This is a genomic window from Actinomyces minihominis (genome assembly GCF_900187855.1).
GTDB classification, from domain to species: domain Bacteria; phylum Actinomycetota; class Actinomycetes; order Actinomycetales; family Actinomycetaceae; genus Scrofimicrobium; species Scrofimicrobium minihominis.
Genome location: NZ_FYEG01000002.1, coordinates 163183 through 178619 on the forward strand (window position 1 = coordinate 163183; position 15437 = coordinate 178619).

15 protein-coding genes are annotated in these 15437 nt (G+C 58.6%); 3 read left to right on the top strand and 12 right to left on the bottom strand.

The annotated features are described in order from the left end of the window. The first annotated feature begins 55 nt into the window (after nucleotides 1-55). The gene (locus CS903_RS02820; RefSeq protein ID WP_099332037.1) at nucleotides 56-472 is read left to right on the top strand and encodes a hypothetical protein; all 417 of its coding nucleotides are present in this window, start codon (nucleotides 56-58) and stop codon (nucleotides 470-472) included. Nucleotides 473-477: 5 nt separating this feature from the next. Here CS903_RS02820 and tpx read toward each other — a convergent pair whose 3' ends face one another. Beyond that, nucleotides 478-984 (bottom strand): thiol peroxidase, encoded by a 507-nt coding sequence (tpx, locus tag CS903_RS02825; RefSeq protein ID WP_099332038.1) that lies wholly within the window; start codon nucleotides 982-984, stop codon nucleotides 478-480. A gap of 4 nt (nucleotides 985-988) precedes the next feature. Continuing rightward, nucleotides 989-2929 carry a heavy metal translocating P-type ATPase gene (locus tag CS903_RS02830; RefSeq protein ID WP_099332250.1) on the bottom strand — a complete coding sequence of 647 codons (1941 nt, stop codon included), beginning with the start codon at nucleotides 2927-2929 and terminating at the stop codon, nucleotides 989-991. Between the two features lie 185 nt (nucleotides 2930-3114). Here CS903_RS02830 and CS903_RS02835 point away from each other — a divergent pair, with 185 nt between their 5' ends. Further along, complete coding sequence (locus CS903_RS02835; protein WP_099332039.1) at nucleotides 3115-3711, top strand: HdeD family acid-resistance protein; 597 nt, start codon at nucleotides 3115-3117, stop codon at nucleotides 3709-3711. Nucleotides 3712-3764: 53 nt separating this feature from the next. Here the strand turns inward: CS903_RS02835 and CS903_RS09810 are convergent, their stop codons facing one another. From CS903_RS09810 to CS903_RS02860, 4 genes are all read right to left on the bottom strand, one after another. Next, nucleotides 3765-3929, bottom strand: a complete 165-nt coding sequence (locus CS903_RS09810) for a DUF8730 family Cys-rich protein (protein ID WP_099332040.1) — start codon at nucleotides 3927-3929, stop codon at nucleotides 3765-3767. A gap of 48 nt (nucleotides 3930-3977) precedes the next feature. Next, nucleotides 3978-5672, bottom strand: a complete 1695-nt coding sequence (locus tag CS903_RS02845) for an FAD-dependent oxidoreductase (RefSeq protein WP_099332041.1) — start codon at nucleotides 5670-5672, stop codon at nucleotides 3978-3980. A 330-nt stretch (nucleotides 5673-6002) separates the two neighbouring features. Then, a complete protein-coding gene (locus tag CS903_RS02855) occupies nucleotides 6003-7463 on the bottom strand; it encodes an NAD(P)/FAD-dependent oxidoreductase (protein ID WP_306345667.1) in 1461 nt (486 codons plus the stop codon). 103 nt (nucleotides 7464-7566) lie between these two features. Then, nucleotides 7567-8499, bottom strand: a complete 933-nt coding sequence (locus CS903_RS02860; protein ID WP_099332042.1) for an aldo/keto reductase — start codon at nucleotides 8497-8499, stop codon at nucleotides 7567-7569. A gap of 55 nt (nucleotides 8500-8554) precedes the next feature. Here CS903_RS02860 and CS903_RS02865 point away from each other — a divergent pair, with 55 nt between their 5' ends. Next, nucleotides 8555-8959 (top strand): ASCH domain-containing protein, encoded by a 405-nt coding sequence (locus CS903_RS02865; protein WP_099332043.1) that lies wholly within the window; start codon nucleotides 8555-8557, stop codon nucleotides 8957-8959. Here CS903_RS02865 and CS903_RS02870 read toward each other — a convergent pair. The 6 genes from CS903_RS02870 to CS903_RS02895 form a co-directional block, all read right to left on the bottom strand. Continuing rightward, complete coding sequence (locus CS903_RS02870; protein WP_099332044.1) at nucleotides 8956-10260, bottom strand: glutamate-5-semialdehyde dehydrogenase; 1305 nt, start codon at nucleotides 10258-10260, stop codon at nucleotides 8956-8958. The genes CS903_RS02865 and CS903_RS02870 overlap by 4 nt on opposite strands. Before the next feature lie 56 nt (nucleotides 10261-10316). Further along, complete coding sequence (proB, locus tag CS903_RS02875) at nucleotides 10317-11528, bottom strand: glutamate 5-kinase (protein ID WP_099332045.1); 1212 nt, start codon at nucleotides 11526-11528, stop codon at nucleotides 10317-10319. A gap of 38 nt (nucleotides 11529-11566) precedes the next feature. Next, complete coding sequence (locus CS903_RS02880; protein ID WP_099332046.1) at nucleotides 11567-12826, bottom strand: alpha-amylase family protein; 1260 nt, start codon at nucleotides 12824-12826, stop codon at nucleotides 11567-11569. 62 nt (nucleotides 12827-12888) lie between these two features. Then, entirely contained in the window at nucleotides 12889-13989 is a 1101-nt protein-coding gene (locus CS903_RS02885; protein ID WP_099332047.1) for a calcium:cation antiporter, read from the bottom strand. A gap of 95 nt (nucleotides 13990-14084) precedes the next feature. Beyond that, nucleotides 14085-14609, bottom strand: a complete 525-nt coding sequence (locus tag CS903_RS02890) for a beta-class carbonic anhydrase (RefSeq protein ID WP_099332048.1) — start codon at nucleotides 14607-14609, stop codon at nucleotides 14085-14087. Nucleotides 14610-14725: 116 nt separating this feature from the next. Next, entirely contained in the window at nucleotides 14726-15424 is a 699-nt protein-coding gene (locus tag CS903_RS02895; RefSeq protein ID WP_099332049.1) for an NUDIX hydrolase, read from the bottom strand. Between the last annotated feature and the right edge of the window lie 13 nt (nucleotides 15425-15437).

The window sequence follows — 15437 nt, forward strand, 5'->3', positions numbered from 1 at the left end:
CTCGAGGTCGACACCGGGGCCGATAGACTATCGTCATCAAGACCCTGGAGGAAATGTGGAAATCATCGTGCCTCGCGAGTTCCGACTCGAGACCGTGCCGGCAACCATCACGCTGTCAGAAAGTGACCTGGAGGCCCTGGTCGGAGAGTTTCCGGCAGAGCTGACCACTACAGACCGAACGGCCACCTTCAGGTTTGAAAGCCCACGGGCAGCGGCGGACTTTGTTGACTCCCTTGATAACCAGATCCCCTACTCAGCTCGAGAGATGAGCGATGAGGACCAGGAAATCTTTGGAACCCCAAACCTGGGCTCGGTAGCCCGGGACATCATTGGGTCCAAGTCCGCCCACCTTGAAGGTGCAGACAAAAGGGCCCGAGCCTGGGGAGTCGCTGCCTTCTCCGTCGCAGTCTCGGGCACCGTTGTCGCCCTGACGGCACTGGTGATTGGGATTATCTCCATTGCCATCCAGTAGGTGAGCTAGTCGTCGAGGTCGATTGCCTCAAGGACCAGCTGGTAGTCGGGTTCCTGCTTGATCTCAGGAACCTGCTGGGTATAGGAGACGGTTCCGTCCGGTTCAATGACGACCACGGACCTCGAGAGCAGGCCCTGAAGCGGTCCCGTCGTCATGGTCACCCCGTAGTCATCACCGAAGTTTGAGCGGAATGCCGACACGGTGATGGCGTTGTCGATTCCTTCGGCGCCGCAGAAGCGGTCGAAGGCAAACGGCAGATCCTTGGAAACACACAGTACGACGGTGTTTGGAAGCACCGAGGCAATCTGGTTGAACCGTCGCACCGACTGGGCACACACCCCGGTATCCACCGAGGGGAAGATGTCCATGATGATTCGCTTTCCAGCAAAGTCAGCATTCGTCACGACGTCGAGGCCGTTTCCTACCAGTTCGAATCCGGGGGCCTGCGTACCCTTTTCAGGGAGGAAGCCAACTGTCTCTATTTCATTTCCATCAATTGTTATCTTTGCCATGGACCTATCGTCCCACCTGGGCCATCTGAATGCCAGTCTTGCTGTCAGCCTGTCGGGCTTTCTCAAGGTACTCTTGGACATTCGGTAGTCGACCAGTTAGTGCGCGAAGAGCGTAGAGAATTGCTGCCAGGTCAACAAACTCCTGTGTCAGTGCCCCCACCATCGCCGGAATGGCGCCGGTGGCGGCGATCAGCATCAGCCCAATACTCAGGATAATGCCGATCCAAATCGCGGTAAGTGCAACCCGCATGGTCTGCTTGGCGATCGTGTGAGCGTCTGCCACCTTCCAGACCGAGTCGGGAACGATTACGGCATCGGCAGCCTCTCCCGCGGCCGTGGCGCCGCGTGCACCCATGGCAATGCCGACCTCTGATGCTGCGAGGGCTGGAGCGTCGTTCACCCCGTCACCGACCATCAGGGTGGGGCGCGGCTGCAGGCTCTTGACCAGCTTCACCTTCTCTTCGGGGCGCAGCGAGTACTGGACGTTCTCGATGCCTGCTCGAGAGGCAATCTCACGTGCAGTACCCTCCGAATCACCTGTGAGCATCTGGATGTTCTCTACCCCGTGGTCCTTCAGGTAGGCCACCAGTGCCGGAGCGTACTCCCGCATCCTGTCGGCCATGATGATCGCTCCCGCGGAAACCCCGTCAATCGACACGTAAGAGGCGACCTCACCCGGATCCAGGTCTGCCTGCGGCACGGAGGCGGTCGAGCCAGCCGAAACGAGAGCCTCCTGAACGAAGGCTTTGCTGCCAACCACAACGGTTCTTCCACCGATCACCGCGGTGACACCGGAGCCAGCCGACTCTTCAGCCTGATCGGGTACTAAGAGTTTCTCTCCGGCATTCTGGGCTGAACGCACGATTCCCAGAGCGAGAACGTGTCCCGAGTACTGCTCCGCCGAGGCAGCGAGCCGCAGCACCTCGTCCTCACTGAACTCAGAGTCTGCGTCAACCCGGACCACCACTGGGCGACCACCGGTAATGGTGCCGGTCTTATCGAAAGCAGCACTGCGGATGTTGGAGAGGGACTCCATGACTGCTCCACCCTTGAAGATCACACCGTTCTTGGCGCTGCGCGACAGTCCGCCCATGAAGGCAACCGGAGCGGCAATCAGAAGCGGGCAGGGTGTGGCAAGGACGAGTACCTCTGCAAAGCGAACGGGGTCACCGGAGATCATCCAGGCTGCGCCCGCGATAATCAGCGACAGAGCAGTGAAGGGCACCGCGAACCTATCCGCAATCCGCACCACCGGAGCCTTCTGCTTCTCGGCGTCCGCAACCAGGGCAATAATCTGCTGGTACTGCGAGTCCTCGGTGGTACGCACGGCCTCAACTCGGACGGCTTCGTCGCCATTGAGTGACCCGGAGGGAACCTCCTGCCCCTTTCTCAGCTCAACCGGAAGCGACTCTCCGGTGATGGCTGATTCATCAAAGCTACCCCGGGGGCTCACAAGCTTGGCATCTACCGGAACTACTTCACCTGGGCGAACCAGGAGGCGGTCCCCCACCTTCACATCGGTCGCGGGAATGTCCTCAATGGACTCATCCTCGTCGGCTACGCCCGACTTCATCAGGTGGGCGGTTTGGGGTGCTTGTTCGAGCAGTGAAGTCAGAGCACTCCTGGCCCGGTTCGCCGCGTAGTCCTCAAGCGCCTCACCACCGGTCAGCATGAGAACAATGATCATTGAGGCGCCGTACTCGCCCACCGCCAGGGTCGCTACCATCGCGATTACGGCGAGGATATCGAGGCCGAAGTTGCCGCGCAGCATGTCCCGAACCATGTTCACGACAGTCCATGCGACCACTCCACCGACGTAGACGGTCGCAATAACCTGGGCAACTGTGCTGTATCCACTGAGGGCAAGAATGAGGACCAGGAGGCCGAGGGCGAGTGTCACTCCGACCAAAGGGTAGCGGCGCGCTGCATCTCTAATCTTTCTCATGCGGATAGCATTGCCAGTTTTCGGCAAGATTTCAAGGAAGGTAAGGGTTGCCAACCTTAGGACGACAGCCAGCGACACGGCAGCTTCTACGGGCCCAGAACTGCCTCAAGGCCCTATGATTGCAGTGTTCAGGCGGGAGGCTCCGTATCGGTGAGTCCTGACCTACTTATACAGAGGAGACCATTGTGGCGGACAAGACATCTGCAAGTGAGAAGCTGCGCGTAACAATAACCACCTACCGTTGGGGTTTCGGCATTGCGGGCTTGGTAGCAATCGCTATGGGCATCTTTGTCTTGGTGTGGCCGAATGAAATGGTGAAGATCGCTGCCCTGCTAGTAGGGATCTACGCAGTACTTTCCGGACTGGTCTACATCTTCACGGCCATTCGAGCTAAGGAGCTCAAATCACTTGCGCGGATTACCCGCGTGGTTGCGGGCATCGCCTTCATCACGGCCGGTCTTGTCATGCTTAGCTTCCTCAGTGCCTCAGCAGTGGTCCTCGCAAACGTCCTCGGCGTCATCCTGGGTATTTTGTGGATGGTCGAGGGCGTCTCTGCACTTATGCTCTTGCGTGGTCGCGTCGAACAGAACGCTCTGGCAACAGGCTATGCAATCGTTGCGCTTGTAATTGGGGTCTTATTACTACTCACCCCGGTGTGGGGAACCGCGTTCTTGCGCTGGATGATCGGTTTTGGTCTTGTCCTACTGGGCATTGCCCAGGTTTACCGGGCCGCGATGGCATCGCGTGAGATCAAGGTCAATATTGAGGTCAAGGAAGGCTAACGACCGCAAAAGTCGAAGAGGCGCCAGCTCCAAGTGGAGCTGGCGCCTCTCTTCTACTTACGACCGAAGCTGAAGAAGCCGCCCTTTGAGGATTCGGACTTCGGGTGCCCGTCGCACCACTGTCCCTTGGGAACGCTGGCCTTGACTGCGGCCACATGCTGCCCACAGCCACTCCATGTTGTCTTACCGCAGGTCTTGCACTTAACTGGTGAACACATAGTTTTTCAATCCTTTGTTGTTACTTTGTTGAAGTACTGCATCGAGCCTTATTTGATGATCTCAACCTCGGGAATAACGCCCCCGGCAATCGCATCACGAATGGTCAGCATGCCCCCGGACAGATTGCGAACATCATCGAATCCCTCTTGGACGAGGATCCGTTCCGCGAGGAAGGACCGCACACCCGACTGGCAGTGGACCCGGACTGGGCGACCGCCTGCCGCCTCTCGCACCTCGTCAAGGCGTGCCCGCAACTCGGTGTGAGGAATGTTGAGAGCCCCTTCCAGATGCCCTGAAGCAAACTCGCTTACACTGCGAACATCTAAGACCAGGCTGGTCTCTAGAACCTCGGGGATCTCGCTCGCATACCACAGCTTTGTAACCCCATCCATAACATTCTGACCGTAGTAGCCAATCATGTTGACGGGATCCTTGGCGCTGCCGTACGGGGGCGAGTAGGCCAGGTCAACGTCAATGAGATCATCGATCTTGAGTCCGCCGAGCATTGCGGTTGAGATGACATCAATGCGCTTGTCGACACCCTTGGGCCCAACTGCCTGAGCACCGAGGATTGCCCCGTCTTCCTTTGCGAAATGGACGGTGAGGTGGATCTGCACGGCCCCGGGGAAGTATCCGGCGTGGTCCATCGGGTGGGTGTTAGCCGTGTGGTATTCGATTCCCGCAGCATCTAAAGTGCGGGAGTTTGCTCCGACCATCGCTGCGGTGAGGTTACCAACACGGACCACTGCGGTGCCCAGCGGGCGCGCAAACGGTCGGGGCTTTGCCCCTTCCCTGGAGGAGCCTGCAATGTCATCAGCGATGAGGCGCCCAGCCCGGTTGGCTGGTCCTGCTAGCGCAACCGGACGCAGCGCCCCGGTAAGAGGATCGAGAGATGCAACAGCGTCACCACCGGCCCAGACATTCGGGGCGCTGGTACGTCCGTGGTCATCAACGATGAGCGCACCGCGTTCGTTCTTGAGACCAGCTGCGGTGAAGATCTCGGTAGCGGGACGAACCCCGATGGACAGGACAACCAGGTCCGCCTCTACCGAGCTTCCATCGGCCAGGTTGACCTGACCGGAGTCACCCTTCTTTTCGATGGATACTGCCGCGACCCCGTCCCGTACGGTTATGCCAAGGCGGCTGAGTTCGTCTGTAAGGCGCGCGGCAACCTCCGGTTCTGCCGGGGGAAGAACATGGGGGGCCAGCTCAACGATGGTGGTCTTTACTCCCTGTTCTGCCAGCGCCTCGGCAGCTTCCAGTCCGATAAACCCGGCCCCGAGGACGACTGCTTGCTTGACGTCTCCAGCTTCAATCCTTCGGCGCATCTCAAGTGCATCCGGGACGGTGCGAAGGTGCCACACGAGGTCCGAGTCAAACCCGGGAAGGTTGGGTCGCAGAGCCACTGCCCCGGGGGCCAGAACGAGATTGTCGTAGGTCAAGGTTTCCTCCCTGTCCCCGACGCGTACGGTGAGTGCCTTCGCATCCGTATCTAGGGCAACAACATCATGGCCTGTGCGCACATCCAGGTTTAGGGAAGCCTTCAGCTTCTCCGGGGTCTGCACCAACAGCGCGGCGTCATCCTCTATCTCTCCACCCACGTAATATGGCAAACCGCAGTTCGCGTAAGAAACGTAGGGGCCCTGCTCAAGGACAATAATCTCTACGGTTTCATCGAGGCGGCGCAGGCGCGCAGCCGCACTCATCCCTGTTGCTACTCCCCCAACGACAACTGTGCGCATGCGGGTGGTCCTCCTACTGTTCGATTTCAACGTCGATTACTATACCCCATGGGGTATCAAGAGCGGGGTGTGTGGATTGTCTCCACACACCCCAATTAACTCCTGTTAACCACCTGCGCTAGTCGTGCGAATGGCCTTTCAGGACCATACGCATGATCGTCAGATCAAACCCAACAAACTTCACAAACTGCGGGATCAAAGACTTCCTTGCCCGCAAGGTTGCGTCGGTTGGTAGGGGTGCAGCTGCAAGGTCTGCGACTGGTCCCCCAACGTACTTGTCAGTAGTAGTCGACTCCGACATTGTTTCCGCCTTCTCACTTGTCATCTCAATCACTCCGGAATCAAGAACCAGAAGGGGTTAGCCTTCGCCTTGTAGATGAATAGGTAGTGCAACATCAGCTTCACCCAGTGCCCGGACAATCCAATGTCTCCGCGGGTGTCTTTGATGTCGCGACCCGTCGGGTACTTCACGTAGTCAGGTACGACCGGCATCATTGTCATCGCAGCCGCAGAACCCTGGGTCATTCCCGTACCTGCGGACGCGACACACGCGGCCCCCATGTTTGCCATGGAAGCAGATACTGCAGTCGCATTGGGGTCCTTGATTCGCTTAGCGATCGTCTGCGCAACAGCCTTGCCCATGACGCCCGAAGGCATTCCCGTCCTCGGCGGAGCAGGTGCGATCATGGTCCCGTTTGGAGTGGTCCGAGGGCGCGAGATCTGGTGGGGTGGAGCAAACGCAATACCAACTGCAAACACGTTGGGGAACAACGGGGCCTCATAGGTCTTGGGCCAGTCCGCGGCTCGCCACTCCTCGTAAGGCTTCGGCGTGTAGTCGGCGTCAACCTTCATGAATCCGGACGGGGCAAACATCTTTTCAGAGATATCCGTGCCGTCAGCATCGAAGGCCTTGAGTGGGACCCCACCGAACGGGGGAAGCAGCATCGCGAAATCAAATGACAGCTTGTGCTTCTCACCATCGAGCGTCTCATACGTGATGACGCCATCGGCAATCTGTTCGACCGCGGTTCCAAGGATGGCTTCGACGTTGCGCTCCCTGAACAGCGACCCTGTCCACAGTTCAGAAGAGGTCTCAAAACCCCGGTCGACGAAGGTCATGCCATCAACGCCAAAGTCTCCAAGTTCCGCCTCATTTGTGAGGAAGACTAGCCTAACCATGTCGCGAACTCCGGCTCTACGAAGTCGATCGTCGACGTTGAAAACATACTCGAAAGCAGCGCCCTCACAGGTGCATGTGCCATGACCCGTTCCGACCACCGCAACCTGCTTCTGACCCGCTCTGGCACGCTCAATCAGCGCGTCCAACTCCCTTGCCGCATGTACAGCATGGTCGGCGGTGCACACCGAAACAGTCTCACCCTGATCCGGGCCGAGGCCCGGCGTCGCTTCAAAGCGCAGCTTGGGCCCTGTTGCATTGATCAGATAATCGTAAGGGATGCGCGCCCTGCGTCCTTCTTGCCCGGGCAGCGTGCTCTCAACCTCGACGAATCCACTATCGACGCCATCACCACCGTTCGGCCAAATCTGGGTGGCCTTGGCTTGCACCAGGTTGATGCCCTTTTTCTTGTATATCGGGGCAAGCGGAAACAAGACCTTCTGCTGAGGCATTGTTCCAACACCAACCCAGATGTTTGATGGAATCCAGTTCCAGTCCCGATTTGGCGTAACAACCGTTACGCTGTGTTCCTTGCCAAGTATGCGACGCAAATGCAAGGCTGCTGTGTGCCCTGAAACGCCGGCGCCCAACACCACTATGTTGGCCATGCGCATTCTCTCCCTTAATGATGTACGCGTGAACGAGGACGCCGCTCATTCGATGACGTCCTCGTCTCAAGCATACGCCCCCCGGGGTATTTTGGAGCGAGATTACGATTCAGGGAACAATATGGTCCGCCGCGCGGAACAGCTCGTACCATTCAGGACGCGTCAGTTCGACGATTCCATCTGCGATCGAGGACACGCGCCCCGGGTTGGTGGTGCCGAGGACGACCTGCATCTTGGCGGGATGGCGAGTGATCCACGAGGCAGCAATGGCCTCGGGAGAGACACCATACTTCTCAGCCAGCCGATCTATGACCCGGTTGAGCTCCGGGTAGCCCGGGTTATCGAGGAAGACCCCGTCGAAGAACCCGGCCTGATAGGGCGACCAGGCTTGGACGGTAATTCCATTCACCCGGCAGTAATCAAGGATTCCTCCGCCGTCAATGACGACAGACTGGGGGGAACCGATCATGTTTGAGGCGACGCCCTGGGCAATGATGGGTGAGTTCGTGATTGACAGCTGAAGCTGGTTCACCACCAGGGGCCTGGTCACTGCAGTCTTCAAGAAGTCGATCTGACGCGGCGTGTGGTTTGAAACGCCGAAGTAACGAACCTTCCCGCTCTCATACAACTCGTCAAATGCACGGGCAACCTCAGCGGGCTCTACCAGGGCATCGGGACGGTGAAGGAGTAGGAAGTCAATGTAGTCGGTCTTGAGAGCTGCGAGAGAGCCCTCGACCTGTTTCATGATGTGTTCGTAGGAGAAGTCGAAGTAACCTTCATCGCGGACAATGCCGCACTTCGTCTGGAGGATGATCTCTTCGCGTTCCTCACCGGACAGATTGAGGGCCTCTGCGAAGCGGGTTTCACACTGGTGCCAGGCGGATCCGTAGATGTCTGCGTGATCGAAGAAATCGATTCCACCTGCGCGGGCCGCATCGTAGAGTTCTCGAATCTCTGCGTCTGACTTGTCGGAGATGCGCATCTGACCCGATATGACACGGGACGCTACGACATCTGTTTGGGGCATTTTTGCTGTAATCATTGGCGTTCCTTGTACATTGCGACGAGTGCGACCCGTTTTCCGTAAACTATGGGCCATGAACAAAGCATACGAGGCTCTTGAGCCAAACATAAAGGCTGTAAACGAGTTCTGGGCTGGTGCGGTTGATGAGATCGAGGTCCATTCGGACAGCGCTCTGTTCGGCGAGCAGACTCAGGCCGGACTTATTCCTCCCGTCTTCCAGTTTTCTGACAATCGTGAGGACGCCACCCACATGGCACAGTCGGTCCTCAGTGGCAAAACCACCACGCTGACCACCCCCCTGGTTGACTTCACCAGAGAGGGTTTGGCTCTACCCGCGCCGGGCGATATGTCCATCATCTGTGATGGTGACGGCATGCCCGTGGCTCTGGTCTCTGACACTGATGTCAAGACCGAGTGGGATGCCGACAACCCCACCGACAAGGTCGTGGTTGAAACCTTCGAGGTTATCTACCGTTAGCGGACGTGGCCGTCGCCAACCACGATCCACTTGGTTGTCGTCAACTCGGCCAGTCCCATCGGACCGCGCGCATGAAGCTTCTGGGTAGAAATCCCAATCTCAGCGCCCAGTCCGAACTCGCCTCCATCAGTGAACCTGGTGGAGGCGTTGACGTTAACCACCGCAGAGTCGACCTCAGCAATGAACCTCTCACTGGACTGCAGTGAAGAAGTACAGATCGCGTCGGTGTGTCCCGAAGACCACTTCTGGATGTGCTGCAGCGCCTGGTCAAGACTATCGACCACCCTAATTGAGACCTCTAGCGCAAGGTACTCGGTCCCCCAGTCTCCATCGTTGGCCAGCGCAACCTCAACCCCTTCGGGAGCGCGCGCCACCACATCTGCATCTCCGTGGATGACGACCCCTGCTTGACTGAGCCGGGGCAGAAGCTTCGCGAGGAAGCTGTACGCCACCTCCCTGTGGACCAGGATCGACTCGGCTGCGTTGCACACCGAGACCCTGTGAGTCTTCGAGTTCATCACTATTCCTAGCGCCTCGTCCTCGTCCACCCGAGAGTCGACGTAAACGTGACAGTTTCCCACCCCCGTCTCAATGACGGGTACGAGAGACTCACGCACCACGGTCTGAATCAAACCCGCACCACCGCGAGGAACGAGAACATCAACCAGGCCCCGGGCCCGCATTAGAACTACCGACCCCTCACGTCCATAGGCGTCAATCGACTGGACCAGATCGGCAGGAAGTCCCTGTTCAACCAGGGTTTCAGAGATGACAGAGACCAGTGCCGTGTTGCTCTCCAGAGCTGCGCTTCCGCCACGGAGCACCACCGCGTTGCCACTTTTCAGGCCGATACCTGCTGCATCAACGGTGACATTCGGTCGGGCCTCATAGATCATCCCGACGACACCCATGGGAACCCTGACCTGACGCACGCGCATTCCGTTCGGAAGTGTGTAACCACGAATAACATCACCAATGGGGTCACGAAGTGCAGCCAGATCGCGGAGGGCGTCCGCTATCCCATCAAGACGCTCCGGTGTCAGAAGGAGGCGGTCAAGCAGTCCCTCTGATAGTCCCGCGGCCCTTTCCCGATCCATATCTCGGGCGTTCGCCCGCAGAATCAAGTCCTGATTAGCAACCAGTGCGGCTGCTATCGCTTCCAGCGCGCGATCCTTAGTTTGCGTGGAGGCCTGGGCCAGGGTCCGGGCTGCCACTTTTGCTCGCGCAGCAATGTCGAGGACGGCTAACTCGAGAGCATCGGGAGCGGACTGGGAGTTGACGGCATTGTTCACAGTGGTCATGGGACCAACCTAAGCCGCAGTGCCCACCCGCGCTAGCCGGGCCAGAACGTGGACTTTCAGCGAGTCCTGCGGTGTCGTGCCATGACGACCAGCTCATCACGGTGAACCACTTCGTGGGCATAGCGTTCCTCGAGGATCTGCTCCACCTCGTTCATCGAGAGGCCCGCTATCTGGGGAATGCGTGGGGCTGAGAACCCAGCGGTCCCCCGCGCAATGACCGTCCCGTCCTCAGTTGCGATCTCAACCGCATCCCCGACCCTGAAGTTCCCCTCTGAACCGAGGACACCGGCAGGCAGGAGGGATGCGTTCCGGTCGGTCACTGCCCGGGCTGCTCCTTCATCAACGTAGATGCGCCCCTTAATATCCGCGGCGTAAGCCAGCCACAACTGGCGCGCGGGAAGCCGGGTCGCCGTGGTCTCAAACCAAGTGCCCACGTCCTCACCCCGCAGCGCCTCATGAACACTAGCGGCTGAAGTAAGTAGAACCGGCACCCCCGAAGACATGGCAATCGCGGCCGCCTGAATCTTGGTCACCATCCCCCCTGTGCCAAAGGCAGAACCACGGCTGCCAACATCCAGTTGCTCCGCCTCGGTGAAGCTGTGGATCACATCTATCTTCTTGGCATCTGGAAGTCGTGGGTTCCTGTCATAGAGCGCGTCAACATCCGTGAGGAGCACAAGGACATCAGCATGGATAAGATGTGCTGTTAGCGCAGCGAGACGATCATTGTCACCAAACCGGATCTCGTCCGTTGCCACAGTGTCATTCTCATTGACGATGGGCACAACACCGAGCCTAAGCAGTTCGTCCAGGGCTCGACGGGCATTCTTATAGTTGGTCTTACGCAGGACATCCTCGGCGGTGAGGAGAACCTGTCCCACGGTGTAACCCAACTCGGCGAACTGGCGGGTGTACTCGGCGATAAGCAGTCCCTGTCCGACACTGGCGGCAGCTTGCGCCCCCGAAAGGGTTCGGGGTTTTTGCTTGAGCCCAAGGGGTCCCATGGCGGCAGCCTGGGCGCCCGAGGAGACCAGAACAACCTCCTGACCTCTGGTTCGGCACACCGCAATGGCTTCGGACAGCTCCCGAACCCGAATGAGGTCGAGGTGCCCATCGGGTCTGGTCAGCGAGGAGGAACCGACCTTGATTACAATGCGGCGCGCGTTGGGAATAGCAGCTCGAGAAGTAACCGCGGGGGGCTTCACCCCGGTCTTTTCACCCCTGGTCAATGTCACTCCCTGCGCCTCGTACTGTCGAACCAAAGACATAGTAGTTGCTGCGGTGAAGCTGGGAATCGAGAAACTACCTACTGGCTACCCTCGCTCCAGCTCCAAAGCTCCTCCCCGTTCCCATCCGAAATGCGAACCTTCTGCAACCCCTCAAGATCGATCTCGGTACGAATGAACCGTGAGCCATCAGGTTCCGTGGTCTTGTAGATTAGGCGCCTGTTCTCGACGAGGACGGTTTCAGTCTTGGCTGTCACCAACCACGAGTGGCGCCGACGAAGGGCAACGAGTTCGCGGTACTGCCTCAGTACCGGCTGGCCGAAGGGCAAGAGATCGCTCGGGTTCAGCGGCATAGGGGGCCGAACCGCATCATCCCCGGTTGCGGTCTGCTCTTTGATCCCGGTGAATCCCTGCTCATCGCCATAGTAAATCGAGGGGATACCACCGACCGTCATCAGTATCGCAAACGCGATCACGGCTCGATCGAGGCCGAGGGTCGAGGCAATACGACTTACATCGTGGTTACCCACAAAGGTGTTGGGAACGAAGTGGCTCAGGAAGTCATTGTGCCTTCGGAGGCTCCACTCCAACTCGAAGAGGTTTTGGTCCAGCAGGCTGGACCAAATGGCCTTCCACAGCTCATACTGCGTCACGGAGTCGATCTTCGACTCTTCCACAAAAGCCGTGTAGTCACCGTGGATCACCTCCCCTAGGAACCAGGCTTCCGGAAACTCATCACGTAGCGGTGGAATAACCTGCGCCCAGAACCAGGGAGCCACAGAGTACGCAGCATCGAGCCGCCACCCATCAACTCCCCGTTCCAGCCAGTACCGCATAACATCACTGACGTAGTACCTGGTCGCAACACTCGCGTGGTTAAGTCGCACCAGCGCCCCGTGGCCCTCAAACACGCGGAGCTTCGGACCACCGGTGGCGTCCCAGTCAATGTCAAACAGGTCAGACTTTGCCGAGCTGGCTCCGGCCTCGAGTACCTGGCGAAGCTCAGGATGGTCTGAACCAACGTGGCTAAAGACCCCGTCAAGGAGAATGCGAAGGCCGCGTGAACGGCAGGCCGCCACCAGGTAGTCGAAGTCCTCAAGGGTGCCGAGGCGCGGATCAATCTGGAACTGGTTCAAGCTGTCGTACCCGTGGGTTGAAGATGCGAAGATCGGTCCGAGGAGCAGACCGGAAACCCCGAGCTCAACGGCGTAATCAAGCCAGTTGACAAGCTGGCGTAAACGCGGGGAAGCGTCCTCGACTAAGTTGACGTCCCTGATGGGGGCTCCGACAAATCCAAGGGGGTAGACGTGCCACCAGATGGCGTGTTCAACCCAGTTCACAAATAGCTCTCTTTCATCTTCACCAGCAAGCCCAAAACTTTCCCCCCGAGCCTATCCCCTGTCTAGAAGGCGAAGACCGCTGCGATGAAGAGTGCAAAAAGACCCAGGTGGGCAAGACCGGCCTGCACTGACGTTCGACGCCTCGTGTAGGTGACCACCAGCAACGCGACCGTTGCCACAAGGAGTGCAACATCTACCGGGGCGAGACCGAAGGTGACTTCCCTTCCGGTCACGGCTCCGATAACCAGGACGGAGGGAACCGAAAGCCCCACGGTTGAGACAAAAGCTCCGAGGCAGAGGTTGACCACGCGCTGCATCTCATTTGACGCGGCCGCCTTGATCGCGGTGAGGGTCTCCGGGGTAAACACGATGGCGGCTATGACAATCCCCCCGAATGCAACGGGAAGCCCCAGGCCCTGCACACCGAAATCTATGAGGACAGCAAGGTGTTCGGAGAGAAGCGTGATCAGTACGAGCAGTGCGATGAGCAGTCCGAACCTGACGGGAACCGAGTCCCCGATCCGCTGGAGTATTGACTGGGTGGGCCCGACTACCCGAGGTTTAACCCGTCCCGAGGGTTCGTCCTCAAACAACCTCCTCCACCTGCCCATCTGGAGAAACAGGAAGACCCCGTAACCAAAACCCACCACCACCGCCGTGATCAGCGCAGCAGCACTCGGAAACGACGCCGTATAGGGGCGGAACACCAGGGGGCCAAGGAATGTCCACCCGGCCAAAACCACAATTAGGACCAGGTAGATCCGGGTTCCGACAGGGTTGTAGGACTGGGGTCCATTTCGGCGGTACCCCACGACCAGTGCGGTTCCCACCACCAGGTTGAAGATGATCATCATGACCGAGAAGATCGAGTCACGAGCAATCGTCGGTGCCGGGCTGGGTCCCAGGAGCACAGCCGAGATCATCACGACCTCGATAATCACCACGGAGAGCGTTAGAACCAGGGATCCATATGGTTCACCAAAGCGCCTCGCAAGCGCGTTAGCTTCGGTGAGGACACCAAAGGAAGCCAGGAGGATGGTGGCAACAAGCGCAGTGAAAAGCAGGATTGAGCCCGCAAGCGGCATCTCTGCCGGGTTCGGGTGAAGAAGCTGGAGCCCCACCACTGCGAGAACGGTTACGACTAGACGACCAAATCGAAGCATCGACTATCACTATCTGCAAGGTCGTCCCCGCGGGAAACTTTCCCTTCGGGCCGTCCCGGAGGGGTTGTCACTGCTTGACAGCGGCAGTCTAGCAATCAGGTTTTGGAGTAGCCATCTTCAATGACTGTGAGCTTGCCACTTTTGGGGTCGAGGATTAGTCCGTGGACGGGAATGGAGTTGGGTATGAGGGCGTAGTCACGGATGGTCCTCACGTCTTCCCTGACCGATTCGACCTCATCATCGATGGTCTGCCAACTGATGGCGGCCGCTTCCTCGGCGAACGATGGGTCGGCGGACGTGAGGAGGTCGACGATTCCCTGATCGCTGTATTTGAACATGCCGCAGTCAGAGTGATGTACGACGAAGATCTCCCGGACTCCGAGGAGTCGAACTGAGATAACCAGGGAGCGGAGCGCGTCATCAGAAGCTCGCCCTCCGGCATTTCGCAGTACGTTTCCCTCGGGAATCTGAATCCCCATTGATGGACCCGGTTCGAGCCTGCAGTCCATGCAGGTGAGGACTGCGATATGTCGAGTGCTTCTCGGTCCCATTTCCGGGGAGTACGGGAAGGTCGCGACGTACTTGGCGTTGTCCTTCAGAACGTTTTCCAGCTGAGGCATGGGGTTAGCCTAATGGGGAGGTCTTTTGCTCCACCGCCTGTGACCAACCTTGAAATAGATCTTGACTAGCCGGTTGCTTCGACGTATCGAATGGCCTTTGAGCGGTGAAGTTTCGCTCATGCCCGACCCAAAACGCGAGCTGTGAGGTCAATGGTTCGCCCGGTATCCCAGGGCACCGTCCAGCCCATCTCTTCAAATAGGCGATCGAGGATCATCGCGGTGAAGCCCCAGACAATCTGGTTGTCAAATTGTGGGCCGAGGACGAAGAGGGGGCCGGTTACTGTCTGTCCTCCGTATCTGAGAACGGAAGATCCACGCGCATCTGGGCTCAGGAGCTCTCCCACCGGCACCCTGTAGACATCGACTGTCTCTACCCCGTCTGGAATCAGGGGGTGCTTTTCGTTCCACCAACCGAGGACGGGGGTGACGAGGTTACCGCTGTTGATGAGGTGGACGCTGGAGAGTTCACCGATTACGGTGACTCCACCTTCTGGGAGCCCGGTCTCTTCTCGGGCTTCTCGGAGAGCGGTAGCGATGGGGTTGGCGTCTTCGAGATCTCGTCCTCCCCCCGGGAATGCGATCTGACCAGGGTGGTGGCTGAGTGAACCAGAACGGCGCAGTAGGAGAAGATCTAGTTCGTGGGGTGCTGGGCTCGGGGCTGCGGCCGGTGTGGTGTCGAGGACGCCGAAGAGGATGAGAACTGCTGAGTCTCGCACAGCGGTACCTGGTCGTGGGGCCGGGACACCGAAGTCGAAGGTGGAGGCCCGCTCAACGAGTTTTTCGAGGTCGTGGAGCGCACTCTCAATAGTTGCCATGCGGCAAGCCTAG

Coding starts and splice junctions, on each gene's coding strand:
- CS903_RS02870 (WP_099332044.1), bottom strand. CDS start 10,260: ATGACCACTGTGAACAATGCCGTCAACTCCCAGTCCGCTCCCGATGCT.
- CS903_RS02885 (WP_099332047.1), bottom strand. CDS start 13,989: ATGCTTCGATTTGGTCGTCTAGTCGTAACCGTTCTCGCAGTGGTGGGG.
- proB (WP_099332045.1), bottom strand. CDS start 11,528: ATGTCTTTGGTTCGACAGTACGAGGCGCAGGGAGTGACATTGACCAGG.
- CS903_RS02830 (WP_099332250.1), bottom strand. CDS start 2,929: ATGAGAAAGATTAGAGATGCAGCGCGCCGCTACCCTTTGGTCGGAGTG.
- CS903_RS02860 (WP_099332042.1), bottom strand. CDS start 8,499: ATGATTACAGCAAAAATGCCCCAAACAGATGTCGTAGCGTCCCGTGTC.
- tpx (WP_099332038.1), bottom strand. CDS start 984: ATGGCAAAGATAACAATTGATGGAAATGAAATAGAGACAGTTGGCTTC.
- CS903_RS02865 (WP_099332043.1), top strand. CDS start 8,555: ATGAACAAAGCATACGAGGCTCTTGAGCCAAACATAAAGGCTGTAAAC.
- CS903_RS02890 (WP_099332048.1), bottom strand. CDS start 14,609: ATGCCTCAGCTGGAAAACGTTCTGAAGGACAACGCCAAGTACGTCGCG.
- CS903_RS09810 (WP_099332040.1), bottom strand. CDS start 3,929: ATGTGTTCACCAGTTAAGTGCAAGACCTGCGGTAAGACAACATGGAGT.
- CS903_RS02895 (WP_099332049.1), bottom strand. CDS start 15,424: ATGGCAACTATTGAGAGTGCGCTCCACGACCTCGAAAAACTCGTTGAG.
- CS903_RS02845 (WP_099332041.1), bottom strand. CDS start 5,672: ATGCGCACAGTTGTCGTTGGGGGAGTAGCAACAGGGATGAGTGCGGCT.
- CS903_RS02855 (WP_306345667.1), bottom strand. CDS start 7,463: ATGCGCATGGCCAACATAGTGGTGTTGGGCGCCGGCGTTTCAGGGCAC.